Origin of the sequence: Pseudofrankia saprophytica (assembly GCF_000235425.2) — a bacterium.
GTDB classification, from domain to species: Bacteria; Actinomycetota; Actinomycetes; order Frankiales; family Frankiaceae; genus Pseudofrankia; species Pseudofrankia saprophytica.
Genome location: NZ_KI912267.1, coordinates 379,514 through 397,681, shown reverse-complemented (window position 1 = coordinate 397,681; position 18,168 = coordinate 379,514). Strand labels below are relative to the sequence as shown.

General features: G+C 74.3%; 13 protein-coding genes. 5 read left to right on the top strand and 8 right to left on the bottom strand.

Annotation, left to right across the window (positions count from 1 at the left end):
• Positions 1 to 14 precede the first annotated feature (14 nt).
• The gene (locus FRCN3DRAFT_RS0236210) at positions 15 to 1,355 is read right to left on the bottom strand and encodes a sensor histidine kinase (protein WP_007516126.1); all 1,341 of its coding nucleotides are present in this window, start codon (positions 1,353 to 1,355) and stop codon (positions 15 to 17) included.
• A 431-nt stretch (positions 1,356 to 1,786) separates the two neighbouring features.
• On the opposite strand from FRCN3DRAFT_RS0236210, the gene FRCN3DRAFT_RS47950 reads away from it, so the two are divergent.
• Positions 1,787 to 2,284 carry a protein-tyrosine phosphatase family protein gene (locus FRCN3DRAFT_RS47950; RefSeq protein WP_035931118.1) on the top strand — a complete coding sequence of 166 codons (498 nt, stop codon included), beginning with the start codon at positions 1,787 to 1,789 and terminating at the stop codon, positions 2,282 to 2,284.
• Between the two features lie 213 nt (positions 2,285 to 2,497).
• The gene (locus FRCN3DRAFT_RS0236200; RefSeq protein WP_007516123.1) at positions 2,498 to 4,993 is read left to right on the top strand and encodes a CoA transferase; all 2,496 of its coding nucleotides are present in this window, start codon (positions 2,498 to 2,500) and stop codon (positions 4,991 to 4,993) included.
• A 10-nt stretch (positions 4,994 to 5,003) separates the two neighbouring features.
• Here the strand turns inward: FRCN3DRAFT_RS0236200 and FRCN3DRAFT_RS0236195 are convergent, their stop codons facing one another.
• Positions 5,004 to 5,420 carry a VOC family protein gene (locus tag FRCN3DRAFT_RS0236195; RefSeq protein WP_007516122.1) on the bottom strand — a complete coding sequence of 139 codons (417 nt, stop codon included), beginning with the start codon at positions 5,418 to 5,420 and terminating at the stop codon, positions 5,004 to 5,006.
• Positions 5,421 to 5,628: 208 nt separating this feature from the next.
• Here FRCN3DRAFT_RS0236195 and FRCN3DRAFT_RS0236190 point away from each other — a divergent pair, with 208 nt between their 5' ends.
• Complete coding sequence (locus FRCN3DRAFT_RS0236190) at positions 5,629 to 6,675, top strand: isopenicillin N synthase family dioxygenase (RefSeq protein WP_007516121.1); 1,047 nt, start codon at positions 5,629 to 5,631, stop codon at positions 6,673 to 6,675.
• 227 nt (positions 6,676 to 6,902) lie between these two features.
• A complete protein-coding gene (locus FRCN3DRAFT_RS0236185; RefSeq protein WP_027141251.1) occupies positions 6,903 to 7,838 on the top strand; it encodes a hypothetical protein in 936 nt (311 codons plus the stop codon).
• A gap of 18 nt (positions 7,839 to 7,856) precedes the next feature.
• On the opposite strand, the gene FRCN3DRAFT_RS0236180 is transcribed toward FRCN3DRAFT_RS0236185, so the two are convergent.
• On the bottom strand, positions 7,857 to 8,666 hold the full coding sequence (locus tag FRCN3DRAFT_RS0236180) for an SDR family NAD(P)-dependent oxidoreductase (protein ID WP_007516119.1): 810 nt from the start codon (positions 8,664 to 8,666) through the stop codon (positions 7,857 to 7,859).
• A gap of 176 nt (positions 8,667 to 8,842) precedes the next feature.
• On the opposite strand from FRCN3DRAFT_RS0236180, the gene FRCN3DRAFT_RS47945 reads away from it, so the two are divergent.
• Positions 8,843 to 10,720 carry a helix-turn-helix domain-containing protein gene (locus FRCN3DRAFT_RS47945; protein ID WP_051467411.1) on the top strand — a complete coding sequence of 626 codons (1,878 nt, stop codon included), beginning with the start codon at positions 8,843 to 8,845 and terminating at the stop codon, positions 10,718 to 10,720.
• A gap of 9 nt (positions 10,721 to 10,729) precedes the next feature.
• On the opposite strand, the gene FRCN3DRAFT_RS0236170 is transcribed toward FRCN3DRAFT_RS47945, so the two are convergent.
• From FRCN3DRAFT_RS0236170 to FRCN3DRAFT_RS50210, 5 genes are all read right to left on the bottom strand, one after another.
• The gene (locus FRCN3DRAFT_RS0236170) at positions 10,730 to 11,449 is read right to left on the bottom strand and encodes an MBL fold metallo-hydrolase (RefSeq protein ID WP_007514310.1); all 720 of its coding nucleotides are present in this window, start codon (positions 11,447 to 11,449) and stop codon (positions 10,730 to 10,732) included.
• Positions 11,450 to 11,670: 221 nt separating this feature from the next.
• Positions 11,671 to 12,630, bottom strand: a complete 960-nt coding sequence (locus FRCN3DRAFT_RS55605; RefSeq protein WP_063630332.1) for a MarR family transcriptional regulator — start codon at positions 12,628 to 12,630, stop codon at positions 11,671 to 11,673.
• An 83-nt stretch (positions 12,631 to 12,713) separates the two neighbouring features.
• On the bottom strand, positions 12,714 to 14,537 hold the full coding sequence (locus tag FRCN3DRAFT_RS50215) for a methyltransferase domain-containing protein (RefSeq protein ID WP_007514308.1): 1,824 nt from the start codon (positions 14,535 to 14,537) through the stop codon (positions 12,714 to 12,716).
• A 162-nt stretch (positions 14,538 to 14,699) separates the two neighbouring features.
• Positions 14,700 to 16,379, bottom strand: a complete 1,680-nt coding sequence (locus FRCN3DRAFT_RS0236155; protein WP_007514307.1) for a FadD3 family acyl-CoA ligase — start codon at positions 16,377 to 16,379, stop codon at positions 14,700 to 14,702.
• 383 nt (positions 16,380 to 16,762) lie between these two features.
• Positions 16,763 to 17,614: a TetR/AcrR family transcriptional regulator gene (locus FRCN3DRAFT_RS50210; RefSeq protein ID WP_131803480.1), complete on the bottom strand. Its 852-nt coding sequence runs from the start codon at positions 17,612 to 17,614 to the stop codon at positions 16,763 to 16,765.
• Between the last annotated feature and the right edge of the window lie 554 nt (positions 17,615 to 18,168).

Sequence of the window (18,168 nt, the reverse complement as noted above, 5' to 3'; positions counted from 1 at the left end):
TGGCTCGGGCTGGTTCAGTTCTGGCATGGCAGGTCCAGTCGCAGGGTCGTGCCTTCGCCGGGGGAGCTGCGTACCGAGAGGGTGCCGTCGACCGCGAGGGCCCGGTCGCGCAGCCCCGACAGGCCGGTGCCGCCGCGCTCGTTCGCCCCGCCGTGGCCGTCGTCGCTGACCTCGACCGCCAGTCGGCCGTCGACCCGGCGCGCCGTGATCCGCGCGGACGCGGCGTCCGCGTGGCGGGCCACGTTCGTCAGCGCCTCGGCGACGAAGAAGTAGGCGACCGCCTCCACCTCGGCCGACGGCCGCGGCGTCACGTCGACCTCGAGCGTCACCGGAATCGGGCAGCGGGCGGCGAGGCCGGCGAGCGCGGCGTCCAGGCCCCGGTCGGTGAGCACCGCCGGGTGCAGGCCGCGGGCGAGGTCACGCAACTCGACGAGGGCGCGCTTGGTCTCGGCGTGCGCCTCGGTGACGAGCTCGTGCGCTCCCTGAGGGTCCTCGGTGAACCTTTCCTGCGCCCGGCCGAGCGTCATCGCGACGCTCACCAGCCGCTGCTGCGCGCCGTCGTGCAGGTCGCGCTCGATCCGGCGGCGCTCGGCGGCCGTGGCCGAGACGATGCCGGCGCGGCTGGACTCCAGGTCCGCCACCCGCTGGGTCAGCGCGGCGGTCTCACTGGGCGAGAGCATCCTGCGCCCGATCGCCAGCTGCAGGGCGGCGAGCCCGCGGGCGAGCCACGGCGCGGCGAGGAGCGCGACGACGCCGACCACCACGTGCACGGCGACGGAACCGCCGTAGCCGAGGTCCAGCCCGACCAGCCGTCCGCCGTTGCCGAGGAGGTGCCCGTAGGCCGGGAACAGCAGGAACGCGAGACCTCCGCCCCAGGCGGTAGCGACGATCCAGCCGCCAGCCCAGCCGAGCACCGGCAGCACGATCAGCGCCCACAGGAGCTCCAGCCAGCTGCCGCCGGCCGACATCCGGGCCCACATCCGCGACCAGGCCCGCCCGATCCTCCCGGCCGGCGTTCCCGCGGGCACCGGCTTCGCCCGCAGGCGCAGCCGTTCGCCCAGGTAGGCCTGGTACCGCCACGACTCGAACCGCGCGAACTGGTGGGCGGCGGCCAGCGCCACCCACAGCAGCGGCAGCCCGATGACGATGAAGAACGAGGACGACACGCCGGCGATGCCGAACGCGAGCGTCACGGCGAACGTGACCGTCCCGAAGAGCAACGTCTGCGCGGTGAACACCGTCGCCAGCCAGTTGCGCCGCGAGTAGGTCGCGCGCAGCGCGGCGGCCAGGGCATGCACGGGAGCCCCCGGGGGGCGTGGCCCGGCCTCGAGGCCGCCGCCGGCCGGGCCGGTCATCGGGCCCACCCGCCGGTCCCCGGCTCGGAGGCCGCCGAGGCCGGCCTGTCCGTGCCCGCGCGGGGCTGCGCCCGCCGGGGGAGTCGTCGCGTCGTCATATCGTTCGCGTCCCGCTATCTGTCGTCGCCGGCGCGCGTCCAGCGCGCGCCGTCCGTCCCGTCAGCCGGAACGTCGTCTCGACCGTAGATCGCCGTGCCCGGCCGCACGACCGCGCAGACCCACCAATCCGTACTGGGGAAAACCTCACCCACGAGCCTCCGGGTCACCGCCGTCCCGCCCGCTTCCCCGGACGCGGAGCGGAGACGATGCCTGTCCGGTCAGCAGGGCGGCGGGCGCGGTGTGGGCCCGGAGACGTGGCGGAAGTGACCCGGTTAGCCCGCATACTGACCACCCCGCGACGGCGGTGCGTGACCGGCAGGCACACTACGGGTGTGACCTCGCGACTGACCGGAGCCATCCAACTCCCGGATGGCACGTACATCCGAGGCCGCGGGCGCAGGGAGGGACTGCCGGGCGGGCCACTCCCCGAGTTCGGGCTCTATCTCGGACGGTCGCGGGGGCTGCCGCGGCGGGCGTCGGCGCGCCGAGCCGTCGAGCAGGAGCCGGCGTGGGCGGCGGCGTGGCTCGACTGGCCGGACTTCCGGACGCCGCGCGACCCCCGGGCGGCGGCCGTGGCGATCAGGCAGGCGTACGCGCTCGCCCGCGCTGGGCAGCGGGTGGAGGTCGCCTGCGGCGGCGGCACCGGCCGGACCGGCACCGTGCTGGCCTGCATGGCGATCCTCGCCGGCCACCCGGCGACCGACGCCGTGGCCTGGACCCGGCGTCACTACCGCCCTCGCGCTGTCGAGACCCCGGGCCAGCGCCGCTGGGTCGGCTGGTTCGCCGCCCTGGAAGGCGACGAAGGCCAGTCCGACGAAGGCCAGTCCTGAGCGGCCCGGAGGCCGCGTCGCGGCGGCGAACTCGCGGCGGCTCGTGGGCGCGCGCGTTGGGGTCGGATGGCCCGGAGCGGGGGACGGGCGACGCCTTTTGATGCCGGTCAGGCGGTTCGCTGATACGACAGGGGACGACGCGGGTGCCGGCGGCCGTGCCTGGTGGAGCCGGCGCCGCTCCGGGTGGGCACGAGTCGTGAGGCGGTGGGGCGCATGGCGGCTGGAGCTGGGGCGGCCGGCGAGGCACAGGCGGGTGATCGGCTTCCCGCGTTAGCCGGGGTCCGGGTCCTCGAGGCCTCGGTGACCCGGGCCGGCCGGGTCGCGGGGATGCTGCTCGCGGACCTTGGGGCCGACGTGGTCAGGGCACGGTTCGCGGCTCCACCCGGCTCGACGCTGGCCGACAAGCCGGCCGAGCCCGACGAGCTGGCCGCGGGGCTGCTGTGGGACCGGGGCAAGCGCGTCGCCCGGATGACCGCCGAGGACGTCGCCCGGCTGGCCGGCGGGGCGGACGTGCTGATCGTCGACCACACCCCCGGCCGGCTGGCCGAGCTGGGACTTGACGCCGCGACCCTCGCCGAGCGGCACCCGGGGCTGAACCAGGTGTGGCTGCCGCCCTACGGCGAGCACGGCGAATGGCGCGAGGTCGCCGAGGACCCGCTGCTGCTCGCCGGCCTCGGCGGGGCCGCGGCCCGCAACCCCGCGACGCGCGACTGCCCCGTCGCTCCCGTCGCCGCGACGATCGTCCAGCTGCACGGCGCCCTCGCCGCCGCCGCGGCCGTCGCCGCGCTGCTCGGCCGGCGCCGGGAGGGCGGCCGCGGGCATGCCGTCACCGTCAGCGGGCTGCACGCCGCCGCCGCCCAGCTGGGCATGATGACGCAGGTCGGCCTCGACCAGCCGGTTGTCAAGGGCAACCGCTCGGGCCGGGGCGTTCCGTTCTGGCGTATCTACCAGGCCGGCGACGGCCGCTGGCTCTACCTGGCCGCGCTCGTACCGGAGATCTTCTTCCGTGCCCTGGACGCCATGGACCGGATGGACGTCCTCGTGCTCCCAGGCGTCGACGGCGACTGGAACAAGGTCCTCGTGTACGACGAGGGCGGCCAGCTGGTCGCCGACGAGCTGGAGAAGGAGTTCCGCAAGCGGCCGCTGCGTGAGTGGCTCGACCTGTTCGCGTCCGCCGACGTGCCCTGCGCGCCGATCGCGACCCGCGCCGAATGGGCCGACCGCGACATCACCGAGGCCAACCGGAGCTTCGTCCAGCGCCAGCACCCCGCGCTGGGCACCGTCAGGATGCCCGGCTTCCCGGTCGACCTGGGCGGCACCCCCGCGACCCCCGGCGCCTTCGCCGTCACCGGCCTGGATCTCGGCCCCGACGACGAGCTCTGGCGGGCCCCTGAGACGTCCGCCGCCGAGACGTCCGCCGCCGAGACGTCCGCCGCCGAGACGCCTGCCGCCGGTGGTGCCACCGGCACCCGCGGGGGCGAGCCGGCCGCCGGCGACGGCGCGGACCTGCCGCTGCGCGGCGTCACCATCGTCGACCTGTCCTCCTACCTCGCGGGACCCCTGATCGGGGAGGTCCTGGCCGACTGGGGCGCGGACGTCATCAAGGTCGAGCCACCGGACGGCGACCCGTTCCGCGCGTTCCCGATGTCGGTGCTGGTCGCGAGCCAGCACAAGCGCGACCTGGCGCTCGACATCGCCCGCCCCGGCGGCGCGGACCTGCTGCTGCGGCTGCTCGCCAGCGCGGATGTCCTCGTCGAGAACATGCGGCCCGGGCGGCTGGAGAAGCTCGGCCTCCCACCCGAGCGGATCGCAGCGGCGCGGCCCGACCTGGTGCGCTGCAGCGTCTCCGCGTACGGCCACGCCAGCGCCTATGCCAGCGCGCCCGGCTTCGACCCGGTGTTCCAGGGCCTGTCCGGCCTCGCCGACGCGCAGGGCGGGGACGGTGACCCGGTGCTCACCCCGATCCCGCTCAACGACACCGGCACCGGCGTGCTCGGCGCCCTCGGGGTGCTCGCCGCGCTCTACGCCCGCGACCGCGACGGCGCGGGCCAGCGGCTCAGCCTGAGCCTGGCGAACACGGCGACCTACCTGCAGGCGCCCGAGCTCACCGAGTTCGCCAGCCGCCCCGAGCCGGCCCGCGGCGCCACCAACTTCCCCGGCCCCACCGGCGGGCACCGCTACTACCGGTGCGCCGACGGTTGGATCGCCGTCGCCGCGGTGACCGCGGCGCGGACCCGCGACCTGCTCGCCGCCCTCGGGGCCCTCGGCGGCGACGGGGTCCTCGAGGCCGACGAGCTCGTCGACGCCGTCGCCGCGGCGTTCGCGGCGCGGACGGTCCGGACGGCCGCGGCCGAGCTCGCGGCGCGTGGCGTTCCCGCCGTCCGCGCCGTCATGGGGGATGACCACGTGACCGACGAGCACCTCGGCGCGAACGGCTTCACCCATCTCATCGACGACCCCCGGTTCGGCCGGTTCCACGTCGTCCGCGGCTATGGCACCTGGAGCCGCGACGCGGGCCGCCCGCCGTCGCGTTCCGTGCTCGTCGGCCACGACACCCGCGAGATCCTCGCCGAGCTCGGCTGCCCGCCCGCCGAGGTCGAGGCCCTGTTCGCGGCGAGGACGGTCGCGGACATCGACCTGCGTGACGTCCCCGAGGGCTCCCCCTACGGTCCACCGGCCCCGCCGTCGTCCCGCGCGGGCGGCGGCTGACCGGCCGCGGCTAGGACGCCGGGTCGGGGGAGATGAACTCGATCCGGTTGCCGACCGGGTCGGGGCTGTAGAAGTGGCGGTGACCGGGGAAGTCGTGCGACCAGGTCACCGCGACGCCCGCGGCGGCCAGCCGCTCGGCGAGCGCGTCGAGGTCGCCGACGAGGATCGCCGGGTGGCCCTTGGTCGCGGGGGTGAAGGCCGGGTCGACGCCGACGTGCAGCTCGAAGCCCGTGCCGCGGAACCAGGCACCACCGCGGGCGGCCAGCGGCGGTGGCTTCGGCACCTCGGAGAGGCCGAGGAGCCCGGCCCAGAACGCCCGGCAGGCATCCTCCGCGCCGGCGGGGATCGCCAGCTGCAGGTGATGGAGACCGACGAGGCCCGTGAACGGTTCGTCGACGGCGGTGGCCGTACTGGCGCTGCTGGTCACGCGGCTGCCTCCCTGAACGCCCTGTCCCCGCGGCCCCAGCCTAGGTTCGTCGCCCCGTCCGTGTCCGGTCCGCGCCCTGCCCGTGCCATGCCTTCGGACGGCTGTCACCCACCGCGACGGTGGCCACTTCTCCAGGCCTGACCGCGTCTTCCTGCCTATATTCGCCTTCGTCGGCAGGCGATGGTGACCGGACGACGGAGGTGTGCGGATGGCCGGTCTGGTCCCGCTGGTCGACCTGTCCGGATGGCGTGCCGGCGGCGCCGACCGCCGCCGGGAGATCGCCGCCGAGGTCGACGACGGCTGTCGGCGGGTCGGCTTCCTCGAGATCGTCGGGCACGGCATCGAGCCGGCGACGATCGAGGCGGCGCTGGCCGCGCTCGACACCTTCTGGGCGCTGCCCGCGAGCCTGAAACTGCGCTATGTCCCCGCCGACGTCATGACGAACCGGGGTTACAGCCCGCCGCGCGCCGAGTCGCTGGCCTACAGCCTCGGCGTCGACGCCGGTCCGGACACGTTCGAGGCGTTCAACACCGGCCCGGAGGGCTGGCCCGCCGGCGACCCGGTCTACGAGCGCGAGCGCGACGGCGTCTTCGCCGCGAACCTGTGGCCGGACGAGGTTCCGGCGCTGCGCCCGGCACTGACCGCCTACTTCGGCGCCGTCGCCCGGCTCGCCCGCCGGCTCGCCGAGATCTTCGCCGTCGCGCTCGGGCTTCCCGAGGGCTACTTCGCCCCGTTCACCGACCACTCGACCGAGACCCTGCGCGCGCTGAGCTACGTGACCGCCGCCCGCCCGGACGCCGGCGAACCCGGGGAGCCGGCCCGGATGGGCGCGCACACCGACTACGGAATCCTCACCGTCCTCTACGGCGACCGGGTGCCCGGCCTGGAGATCGTCGGCCCCGACGGCGTCTGGCACTCGGTCGTCCCGGGGCCGGGCGGGCTGCTGGTGAACCTGGGCGACCTGCTCGCCCAGTGGACCAACGACCGCTGGCGCTCGACTGTGCACCGGGTGGTGCTGCCCGCGCCGGTGGCCGGCCGCGCGACCCGGCGCCGTTCGATCGCGTTCTTCCACGACGGCAACCACGACGCCGTCGTCGAGTGCCTGCCCACGTGTACCGGGCCGGACGACCCGCCGCGTTACCCGCCGGTCGTCGCGGGCGAGCACCTGACCGCGAAGCTCGTCGCGCCGCGGCTGCACCGCCCGACCACAGCCACCTCGACGCTGGGCGACCGAACCGACGCGGTAACCCCGTGACCCGGTTTCCGGTCGCAAGCAGCGGCTTTCCGCTTCCTTGACGACGCGACGTCGCAGAGAACCACCAACCTGAATCCTCCGCGGGGAAAGCTCGTTGGAGGCTCGTCGCGCTGTTTTCTCGCCAGGGAAAGAATAGGTGAGCGTAAGTCGCCGCAGAAGGCGGAATTGATTTAGGCGGCATATCCCGTGTTTGCCGTTTCCTGTCGATACTCTTTATGGTTGGCGGCATGCCGAGTGGGGAACATGAGTCGCCGCTGGAGCTGGCCGAGCGGAATCCGGAGGTCCTCGTCTGGCTGCTGGAGAAGCTCTTCGACGTCAAGGTGGTGGACTATCACCACGCCCGATCGCAGCCGACCGAGGTCCGGAAGCTGGTTCCCAGCACCTATCGCGCCGACGGGATGACGCTGCTGTGCGATGCCACCGACAGGTCACTGCTGTCGGTGGTGCTGGAGGTCCAGCGTGACTGGGACCCGGGCAAGCGCTGGACCTGGAAGACCTACGTGGCGCACCTGGAGGCAGAGCTGGAGATCAATGCCGCGCTGCTGGTCTACTGCCCCGGCCCGACGGTGGCCCGCCGTTACCGGGACCTGTTCGAGTCGGACGGTGTAAGCCTGCACCTGCGCCCGCTTCTGTTCACGCCGGGCGATGTGCCGTTGGTGGTCGAGATCGAGCGAGCGCGAGCCGAGCCGGCGCTGGCTCTGTTCTCCGTTCTCTGCCACGGCGGGGACGCCGACATCGAGGCGGCCTTTCCCGCTCTCGCGGAGGCGCTGCGGGCGCTCGGCCCGAAGAAGAGGCCCTTGTATCATGAGATCGTTCTGGCTGGGCTGCCAGCGACGCTCTGGGATCGGTGGGAGATGTATGTGAACAGCGCCCTTGGTCGCCCGTACCGCAGCAAGCTGCTCGGCGAGACCGCCGCTCGCGCTCACGCCGAGGGCAAATCAGAAGGCAGGGCCGAGGGTGAGGCTCTCGGCGCGGGGCGAATGCTCCTGACCGTGCTCGAGGAGCGCGGGATAAATGTCCCCGACGATGTCCGCGGGCGGGTCCACTCCTGTACGGACCTGGACCAGCTTGACACGTGGTTCCGCCGCGCGATCACCGCCACCACCATCGACGACGTCATCCGCGAACAGCCCGGACGCGCTCGACGACAGGAATGCGCCTGACGTACGGACCTGCGCCTGTCAGGCCAGGAGGGTGCCGCCCTCGACGGCGAGGATCTGGCCGGTGACGAAGGCGGCCGCGTCGGAGGCCAGGTAGACGACCGCGGCGGCGATCTCCCGGGGTGTCGCGGTCTGCCGTTCGAGGACCGTACGGCGCCCGATGCTGGGCGAGTCGCCGCCGTTCGCCCGTTTCGCGATGACCCCGTCGGCATGCCAGCGGCTGCCCGCGCTCACGTCGTTCGCCCAGTCGTCGGGAAGCGTGCCGTAGGGGGCGACGGCGTTGACGGTGATCCCGTGCGGCCCGACCTCCTTGGCGAGGATCTTGGTGAACGTGTGTACCGCGCCCTTCATCGCCGAGTACACGGCCAGCGTCGGGTCGCCGATCAGCCCCGCCGTCGACCCGATGTTGATGATGCGCCCGGAGGCTCGGTTGATCATGCCGGGCAGCACGGCGTGCGCGCAGTTGAGGGTGCTGGTGAAGTTCAGGTCGATGTCGCGGCGCCAGGTGTCCGGGTCGGACTCCACGAAGTAGGCGAAGGCGACATTGCCGCCGACGTTGTTCACCAGCAGGTCGACCGCGCCGAACCGTTCCTCGACCGCGACCACCATCCGGCCGACCTGCGCGCGGTCGACGACGTCGACGGAGTGGAACACGGCGTTCTTCGCGCCCGCGGCCAGGGCCTGCTCGCGCACCCGCTCGCCCGCGGCCGCGTCTCTCGCGGCGATCACGACGTTCGCGCCTTCGGCAGCCAGCGCCAGCACGATGCCCCGGCCGATGTTGGAGTTCCCGCCCGTGACGACAGCCGTCCGCCCCAGAAGACCCGTGTCCACGCCGAACCTCGTCTCTGTGAACGCCCCTTGACCCCCGCCGCGAGCGTCCTCATACCAGCACGGATCGCGGCCGCCCGCACTCATTGCGGCCCGTGCTCCGGATCGCCGGGCCGCCGCCAACCGGCGGGGGGTCGCGAGGCTCGGCCGGACGTGGCGGGCGGTCCTATGATCGGATTGTGGTCAAGGCTTCGCCGACGGGCCAAAGCGCCAACCCGGCCGTGATGGGCCAGGGCGCCAGCCGGGCCACCCGGGGCGTAACGATCGAGGAAGCCACCGCGGTCGACCCGGCCTCGCGGACCGGCGAGGTCCAACCGGTTGCCCGGGCGGTGGCGGCATCGGCTGACGTGCCAGCCGTAAGTGACGCGTATGCCGCGTTGGAGCGGGGCGCCTTCGCCGAGGCGGAGGAACTGGCGCGCCGGCGCGCCAGGCTTGTCGGCGACCCGGCCGGGCACCTCTTGCTGGGCCAGCTCGCCTACCTCGACGGCCGGCTCGACGAGGCGCGCGGGGCGTGGGAGCTCGCCTTCCGCGGGCTGCGCGACGCCGGCGAGCCGCGCGCGGCGGCTCGGGTCGCGACCGAGCTCGTCGACCTGTATGCCGGGCTGCTCGGCCAGCCGGCCGTCGGCAACGGCTGGGCAGCGCGCGCTCGGCGGGTGCTCGAACAGGTCGGGCCGTGCGTGGAGTGGGGCTACCTGGAGCTCGCGCGGATAGCCTGCGACCGGCCCGACATCGACGACCTGCTGCGCGGCACCGAGCGCGCCCTCGCGATCGCCGCCGAGTTCGCCGACCCCGACCTGCACACGAGGGCGCTCGCTGACAGCGGCCTGGCCCTCGTCAGCCGCGGCCGGGCGCGGGATGGCTTCGCGCGCCTCGACGAGGCGCTCGTCGCGATCACGGCCGGCGAGGTGCGCGACGCGGGCGTGATCGGCCGCAGCTTCTGCTCGCTGCTGTCCTCCTGCGACCGTGCCGGCGACCTCGCTCGCGCCGAGGAGTGGATCGAGCTGGTCCGGACCGCGCTGCTCGACCGCTTCGGCGGCCGGCCGCGGGTGCTGCACGCCCACTGCCAGGCGGCCTACGGCTCGCTGCTCTGCGGCGCGGGCCGCTGGGCCGAGGCCGAGGAGGCGATGCTGGCGGTCCTCGGGCCGGCCGGCGCGTGGGCCGGCTACGGCCACCGCGCGGACACCGCCGCCGCGCTCGCGACGATGCGGGTCGCCCAGGGCCGTGTCGACGAGGCCGCTGAGCTCATCGTCCCCTACCTCGACCGGCCGACGACCCGGGCTCCGAGCGCCGCCGTGCACCTCGCCCGAGGCGAGGCCGACGTCGCCGCCGCCGTCGTGCGGCGCGGGCTGCGCGAGTTCGTCGGCGACCGGGTACGTGGCGGCGAGTTGCTGGACCTGCTGGTGAGCGCCGAGCTGGCCCGCGGCGACCTGGCCGCGGCGGACGACGCGGCGCGCCGGCTCGCCGAGCTGGCCCACGCCGCGGACGGCGGCGTGCTCGCCGCTCGGGCGGCGCTCGCTCGCGGCCGGGTGCTCGCCGGCCGAGGCGACCACGGCGGCGCCGTCGCCGCGTTCGAGGACGCCCGGGCCCGGCTGGCCGGCGGCGAGCGGCCACTGCTGGCGGCGACCGCCGGCCTGGAGTGCGCGCTCGCGTACGCCGCCGCCGGGCGGGCGGACGACGCGGCGGTGGACGCGGGGCTCGCGCTCGCCGTCCTCGAACGGCTAGGCGCCGCGCCCGGCAGGGACCGGGCGCTCGCCCTGCTGCGCTCGCTCGGTCCCGCTGGGCAGGCCGGCCGCCGGGCCGCCGGCGGCCCGGCGCGGCGTCCGGACTCGCTGCTGACGGCGCTCGCGGCGCTGACGGCGCGCGAGCGTGAGGTGCTGGAACTCGTCCGCCAGGGTCTGAGCAACGCCGACATCGGCGCCCGGCTCTACATCACACCCAAGACCGCCGAGCACCACGTGGGCCGGATCCTCGGCAAGCTGGGTGTGCGCGGCCGCGCCGAGGCCGCCGCCTTCGCGGAAGCGGCCCGCCACGGCCCGCCTCCTGGCGCCTCGACCTGACCTCCTCCGTCAGGCCGCGGCGAGGGCGTCGGCGTAGGCGGTGGCGAGGGCGCGCAGCTCGGCGCCGCCGTCGCCACGGAACGAGGAGCCGTGCATCAGCGCGAGGGTGGTCGGCTCGAGATCGGCCAGCCGGTGCAGCGTCGGGACCAGCCCTGGCCCGCCGGCGGTGGAGTGGAAGATGGCCTCGGCTTCCATCGCCGGGCCGACCACGCTGTCCTCGAGCAGCGCCGGACCGTCGCCGACATGGGTGAACAGGTCGCCGGCGAGCAGCGTCCGGGTTGTCTCGTCGTACCAGAGCGCCGCCTCCCAGTTGTGCGGGACGTGCGGGGTGGGCAGGAACCGCAGCCGGTGGCCGCCGGTGTCGAGCACCTCGTCGGCGGCGAACGCCCGCGCCGGCCGGTCGGCCAGGTCGTCGACGGACACCATGACGGCCAGCTCCCCGTGCGCGACCTGAGCGTCCGGCGCGGCGGCGAGCCAGTGGTTCATCGCGCCGCACTCGTCGGCCTCGACGTGCCCGAAGCCGACCCAGCGCAGGTCTGTCGGCTTCACCAGCTTCGTCACCGCGGCGTGTACCAGGGGGAACAGCCCGCGCATCCCGGTGTGGAACAGGAACGGCTGCTCGTCGCGGATCAGGAACTGGTTGAACGTGAACCCGGCGGGCGTGACGTCGGGGACCCAGGTCGAAAGCCGGAACGTGTCCGGTGCGATCTCGTCGATCGTGGTTTCCATGGCGCGACCTCCTTGTCGGCGGCAGCGGGTCTCGTGCCCGCGGCTGGCTCGCGGCGCCCCCCCTCCCGGAACGTCCGCCGTGTGCCACCGTGACTGTCTCGCCGACCGCGCCCGTCAGGCGTCGGGTGGATCCCCTATCCGGCCCCCTAGGTTTCTGACGCCGGCGTGTGAGGCCCGGGCCGGTCTGGTGGCGGCGTCCCGCGCCCCGCGCCCCGCGGGCCTCAGGCCGCCGCGAGCTCGGTCCGCAGCCGCAGCGCCCGCCGGGTGACCTCGGCGAGGACACGCTTGGTGACCGCCAGCTCGGCGGGGTCGAAACCGCCGAAGACCTGCCCGCCGACCCGTTGCACCGAGGCGAACACGGCCGCGTGCAGGTTCGCCCCGCGCGCGGTCACGCTCACCGGGCCGGCGCCGTCGAGTCCGGTGAGCAGGCCCGCGCCATCGAGGCGGCGCAGCAGCGCGTCGACCTGGTCCTCGTCGCGGCGCAGCTGGCGCTGGCTCGTCAGGAACGCCCGCAGCTCGGGGAACGTCATCGGCGGGCGCAGTGTGACGACACGCAGCACGACGTACTCCTCGGCGCTGACCTCGGTGCCGGCGACGATCGTTTCCAGAAGGCCGTGCACCGCGCCCTCGGCCTCGCCGAGGTCCTGGCCGGTCAGGGGCGGCGGCCCCGCTGGTGTGGTCATGTTCCTGCTCCCTACCTGTCGTGATGGTTCTCGTTCGGGATCGGTGCGGGCGGCGGGCGGCGGCGCGCCCAGGAGCGTCCGCAGGGTGTCCGCGAGCTGGTGATCGGTGGCGCCTCCCGGGCCGCCGATGGGCGCCAGCAGCTCTCGGTGCAGCCCCTGGACCCGCTCGACCGCGGCGGTGGCGGTCTCGACGCCCTGGGGGGTCAGCGCGAGCTCGACGGCCCGGGAGTCGCGGTCGCTGGTGGCGCGGGTGAGCAGGCCGGCCTGCTCCAGCGCCCGGGCGAGCTTGGACACGAAGATCGGCTCGAGACCGGTGTGATCCGCCAGCTCCCGCTGGCTGGGCCGCGCGCCCGAGTCCCCGGTCATGCCACGGAGTGACGCGAGCAGCGAGTACTGCGCGTGGGTCAGGCCGAGGTCGGCGAGCACCCGGTCCACCCCGGCGCGGAACTTCATCGTCACCCGCCACAGCAGGAAGCCGGTCGTCGCCCGCTCGATCATGCTCACACAAAAAAAGTACATGGCAATAATGTCCATGGCAACTATCTGAGGAGCGTTCGAAGGAGTAGCCGTGAGGACAGGTGTCAGGCGGCCCGGGCCGAGGTGCGGGGCGGGCGGCGGCCGGAGACCTGGTAGAGGCGGGCGGTCCCGGCCGTGGCGGTGAGGACCGGCCGGGGGAGGGCTAGCAGCGCGGCGCGCAGGTCGTCCAGATGGGCGGCGGAGGCGAGGCCCGCGTCGAGGGTCGCGTCCCGGGTCGCGTCCAGAGCCTCGGCCAGCAGGAGTGGCGAGTCCAACGGCAACGGAGCGGCGCTGAGGCCGGCCGAGATGTCGGTCAGGCCGACGGCGCTGAAGAGGGCGGGCAGCCGCGGGCCGATCTGTGGGTCGCCGCCCTGGGCGCGGATCGTCATGGTCAGAAGCTCGATGAGCTCGGTCAGGACCTCCGGCGGCGCGTCGTCGGGCGGCGGCGTCGTCGGGACGGTGAAGTAGACGTCCTCGACGGCGACCACACCACCGGGACGGACAGCCGTGGCCATGGCGCGCAGCGTCTCCATCGGGTCCGCGAGGTGCCCCAGCAGCAGCCGGCAGTAGGCCAGGTCGAATCGGCCGCGCGCGGCCGGCAGCCCGCCGGCGTCCGCGTTCAGGAACGCGACCCGTGCACCCACCTGGGCCGCGTTGTGGCGGGCGACCCGCAGCGACGCCGGGTCACCGTCGACGCCCACGATCCGCCCGCCGGGCCGGACCCGGCCCGCCAGCAGCACGCTGACCTGGCCATGCCCGCACCCCACGTCCAGGCAGCGCCAGCCCGGCCCCAGGCCCAGCCCGGTCAGGAACGCCTCCGTGCCCGGCTCCAGCGCCCGGGACTGCGTGGCCAGCCGATGCGCGTCCGCCTCGCCACCGTGCAGCGCGTAGCCGACCGTCGGTCGCACGGTCCGGGCGCCGACGGTCGCCTCGCTGGGCGGGACCTCGCTGGGCGGGAGCACCGATGGCGCAGGCGGCGCGAAACGGTCGACGGTGATCTCGCCGGCCTGGTCGCCGGGCTGGTCCGGACCGACGTGTTGGCTCGCGGGGCGGCCAGAGGGTGCGCCGGGTGGGGTGGCGCCGGGCAAAGGGGTGGCGCCGGACCGCGCGGTGGCCGGGGACTCCTGCGGGCTGCCCGCCGGTATCCCGGGTGCCGGCGCCGGCATCTCCCGCGGGCCGGTCGTCTCCGGCGAGTGGGCGGGCAGCCTGGCCGCGGCCTGGTCGGCGAGCCTGCCGAACCAGGACCAGGCGCGTTCGGCCGCGCGGTCGGCCCGTTCCGCCCATTCGGCCAGGTGCGGATGCTCCGCGTGCACGCCGGCCGCGGCGTCGTGGGCGTCGGCGTCGTGGGCGTCGTGGTCATCGGCGTCCTGGTCGGCGATGCCGCTGTCCCCGCGGGAAGGCTCGTCCCAGTGCCGGGCGCCGAACTGGGCGTAGGGGTCGCGACCGTATGGGCTGGACAGGCCGGAGCCGTATGGCCCCGGACCGGCCGCGGGCCAGGCGAGCCGGGTGGCCGCGGTGCCAGTACCGGCGAGCCGCCAGCCCTCGCCGGTCTGCCCCGCGGCGCCGGTATGGTGCGCGGCCCGGTCACCGGCGCTCTGGCCGTGTCCGGGCGGGGACTCGTCCGGACACGGCCAGGCTCCGGGGTCGCCATCGTCGCCAGGTGTGGGGAGTTCGGGGAGCGGGTCGGTCAGGGGGTCCGGTCGGTGCTCGGCGGCCGGCGGACAGACCGAGGACACCGGGGCCTGGCCGGGCTCGGTCAGACCAGGGCGGCGCGTGTCGTCGGCCCTCCGGTCGTCGGACAGCCAGTCGTTGGACCGCCTGTCGTCGGACCGGGTGTCGCTGGGTCGCGCGCCGCCGGCGTTGCCGTCGTGGTGAGCCTGGTCCGCCATGTGGTCACCCCCCGGACCCTCGCATCCCATCGTGCGCGCGGGAGCCGGCGGCCCGCCACCTGGAGGGCGGCCGGCTCACGACGGGTGTTCGGGACGGGAATTCCGGACGGGAGTTCGGGACGGGTGTTCCGGACGGGTGGGCCGGGTGCTCAGAAGGAGCGCTCAGGAGCGGCGGACGGTGGTGGCGGCGCGGGCGCGCAGCTCGTAGCGGACGACCTTCCCGGTGGCGTTGAGCGGGAGCGCGTCGACGATCTCGACGTAGCGCGGCGCCTTGTAGTTGGCCATCTTCCGCCGGGCCCAGGAGATGATCTCCGCGGGCTCCGGCACCGGCTCGCCGGCCCGTGAGACGACGTAGGCCATGCCGACCTCGCCGAGCCGCTCGTCGGGGACGCCGACGACGGCGACCTGGGCGATCGCCGGGTGCTCCGCCAACATGCCCTCGATCTCCGCCGGGTAGGCGTTGAAGCCGCCGACGATGAACATGTCCTTCTTCCGGTCGGTGATGGCGATGTTGCCACCGTCGTCCATCACCCCGATGTCACCGGTCCGCAGCCAGCCGTCGGCGTCGATGGTCTCGGCGGTCGTCCCGGGGTTGTCGAGGTAACCCTTCATGATGTTGAACCCGCGGGCCAGGATCTCGCCGGGCTCGCCCCGCGGCACCTCCTTGCCGGCGTCGTCGACGACGCGGATCTCCACGCCCTCGAGCGCACGGCCGGAGGTGCGCGCGACCAGTTCCGGGTCATCGGTGTGCCTGCACATGGCGACAGTTCCCGTGGTCTCGGTCAGGCCATAGCCGGTGACGACGGTGCGCAGGCCCAGGTCGGCGCGCAGCCGGCGGACCAGCTCGACCGACACCGGGGCGGCACCGGTGACGGCGAGCCGCCAGCTCGACAGGTCGTAACCGGTCAGGTCGCTGTTGAGGATCGTCTCGTACACGGCCGGCGGGCCGGGCAGCATGGTGATCCTCTCCTCGCCGACCAGCCGCATCACGGCGGGCACGTCGAAGACCGGGTACGGGACGAGCGTCGTGCCGACCAGGATGGTCGCGAGCAGGCCCGCCTTGAGGCCGGCGGTGTGGAAGAACGGGTAGACGAGCAGGTAGCGGTCACCGTGGCCGAGACCGATGACGTCCGCCCAGGCCGTATAGAGCCGGGTCGACGGCCCGTGGGCGAGCATCGCGCCCTTCGGCTTCCCGGTGGTGCCAGAGGTGAAGATGATGTCGCTGAGGCTGTCGCCGGTGAGCGCGGCCGCGCGGGCGGCGGTGGCCTCGGCGGGAACGGCGGCGGCGCGGGCGGCGAAGTCGTCCCAGCGGGTGGTGCGGGGGCTCGCCGGTCCATCGAGCACGACGACCTCGGCGAGGTCCGGCAGGTCCGGCTCGGCGAGGATCGCGGCCGCGTAGTCCGTCTCGAGGAAGTCGGTGACGGTGAACAGGATCCTCGCCCGGGTCGCGCGCAGGAGCCCCGCCGCCTCGCCTCCCTTGAACCGGCTGTTCACCGGGACGAGGACGGCGCCGGCCCGGTAGATCCCGAGCGCGGTGACCATCCAGCGGTAGCCGTTCGGCGCCCAGATCGAGACCCTGTCGCCGGCCGCGACACCGCTGCCGACCAGCGCCCGGGCCACCTCGTCGGCGGCGGCCGCGAGCTCGGAGAACGTCAGCCGGACGTCGCCGTCGACGACCGCCTCGTCACCCGGCCACAGCCGGGCGGCCCGCTCCAACACGGCCGGGATCGTGGCCGGCGGACCGTCCCCGGCGCCGGGCGCCCCCGCGGCGCCGCCCGCGCGGGTCTCGTCCTTGTCGCTTGGGTTCTGGCCTAAGTCGTCGACGCTCTCAGCGGTGGTCATCCGACGCTCCACTCCTGGTGGCTCGATGGCTCGCTGGCGGGCGCGGGGCCGCTCTGCCGGGGCGCCCGCTCGCGGGCCGTTGCTGGCTGCCACGGTGATGACCAGAGGAGGCTGGCGTGGGCCCCCGTGCCTGGACTCCCGCGCGCGGCACATGACGATATGCGCTCCGCGACCGCAGGCCAATCGTTTGGCGGGCGGCCGGGAGGCGTCGGCTGGCGCTCACCGTGGTAACGCGGCAACGCTCCGTGCCCGGATTTGTCTATCTTATACATATTAGGTCTATGGTCATCCGAGGACTGTCGAGGCACCGGGCGGAGATCGCCGGCCACGTGCGTGGACCGGGTCCCGCATCCCGGCGGCGAGGACAGAAAACGTCGGACCGGTTAACGCGTCGACGGGCCGTCCGGCGGCGGCGCGAAGGCGGCGGCGATGGTGGACAGGAAGATGTCGTCGGGAAGCGCTACGCCATCCGTGGAGACCTCGGGGTCCATTGCGTGATACGCGGTGACCATGGCCGAGAACAGCCGGGCGAGGCAGCCGGGGTCGCCGGGTCGCAAGGTGCCGTCACGCTGGCCCCTGACGAACAGCTCGGCCTCCAGCTCGATTGCCGCGTCATAGCCGCGGGCGAAACCCTCGCGAAAACCGGGTGTTCCGGGCACGCCGGGCGCGGACATGATCTGGATCGAGAGTCGACCGAACTCCGGGTAACGACGGTGGAAATCGACCTGGGTGCGGGCGAGCCGCGCCAGTAGCTCTGCACCGGTGCCCTCGGCCGTCAGGAAGCCGGCCATCAGCTCCATCAGCTCGGCCGTGCGCCGGGTGAGTACCGCGCGCAGCAGCTCCTCCTTGCTGTCGATGAACAGGTACAGAGCGCCGATGGAGAACTCGCACCGTTTCGCGACCTGCTGCAGGCTGGTGCCGCGGTAGCCCTGCCGGCCGAACAGCTCTTCGGCCGCGTCCAGAATCTGCTCCCTGCCGACGCGCAGCCGTTCCTGACGACGTAGCTCGCGCGGGCTGAGGGCGGCGGGTCCGCCCGCGCCGTTTTCGGCCTTGTCCGCGCTGTTTTCGGCCTCGCGCGCGCCGTTCCCGGCCGCGCTGGGTTCGTCCCGGGCCGGGCCGGTGCCCGCGTCCGCGCCGCGGGCACGGGCACCGGCGACGCGGGTGGCGGCCGGGCTGCCCTCGGTGGGGATGGCCGAGGTGGGACGGGACGTCCTCCCCGGCGACGTGGCGGCCATGTCCCCAGTGTCGCACCCGACGCGACCGGCGGCCTCGGCCAGGCCGAGCGCGCCCGCGCGCCCGCCACCGGATCGAGGCACCTGACCGAGGCACCTGACCACGGCACCGGGCCTCCCTGCCCGCCGTCGGCCGTCGGCCCAGGATCCGCCCGACGTCCAGCCAGCCCTTCGGCGCCAGCGGCGACCGGGTGGCCGTTACCGGAATGATTTCGTTCTCGCTGTTGGTCCACAACGAACCGACGGGTGGTCCGCAACATCGGACGAGACGGCTCACGGCCGTTTCGCGGCGGTGAGCCGGGCAGCGGCGTCCGCCGCACCGCCGGGGTCGCGGCGAGGTGTGTTCAGGTCCTGCCAACGCGGTCTATGGCGGAGGTGCACGTCACGACCGGTCCGCCTTATCCGCCTCCGGCGCGAGGCGGAAGCCCCGGGTCGGGAAGGTGACCACCATCACGGCCAGCGCCGTCACGGAGGCGCGGGCGGCCAAGCTCATTAGCCCGTGTACGGATCGGCGACGATCGGGAAGACGGTGGCCGAGCGGGGCGTGAACCCACGGC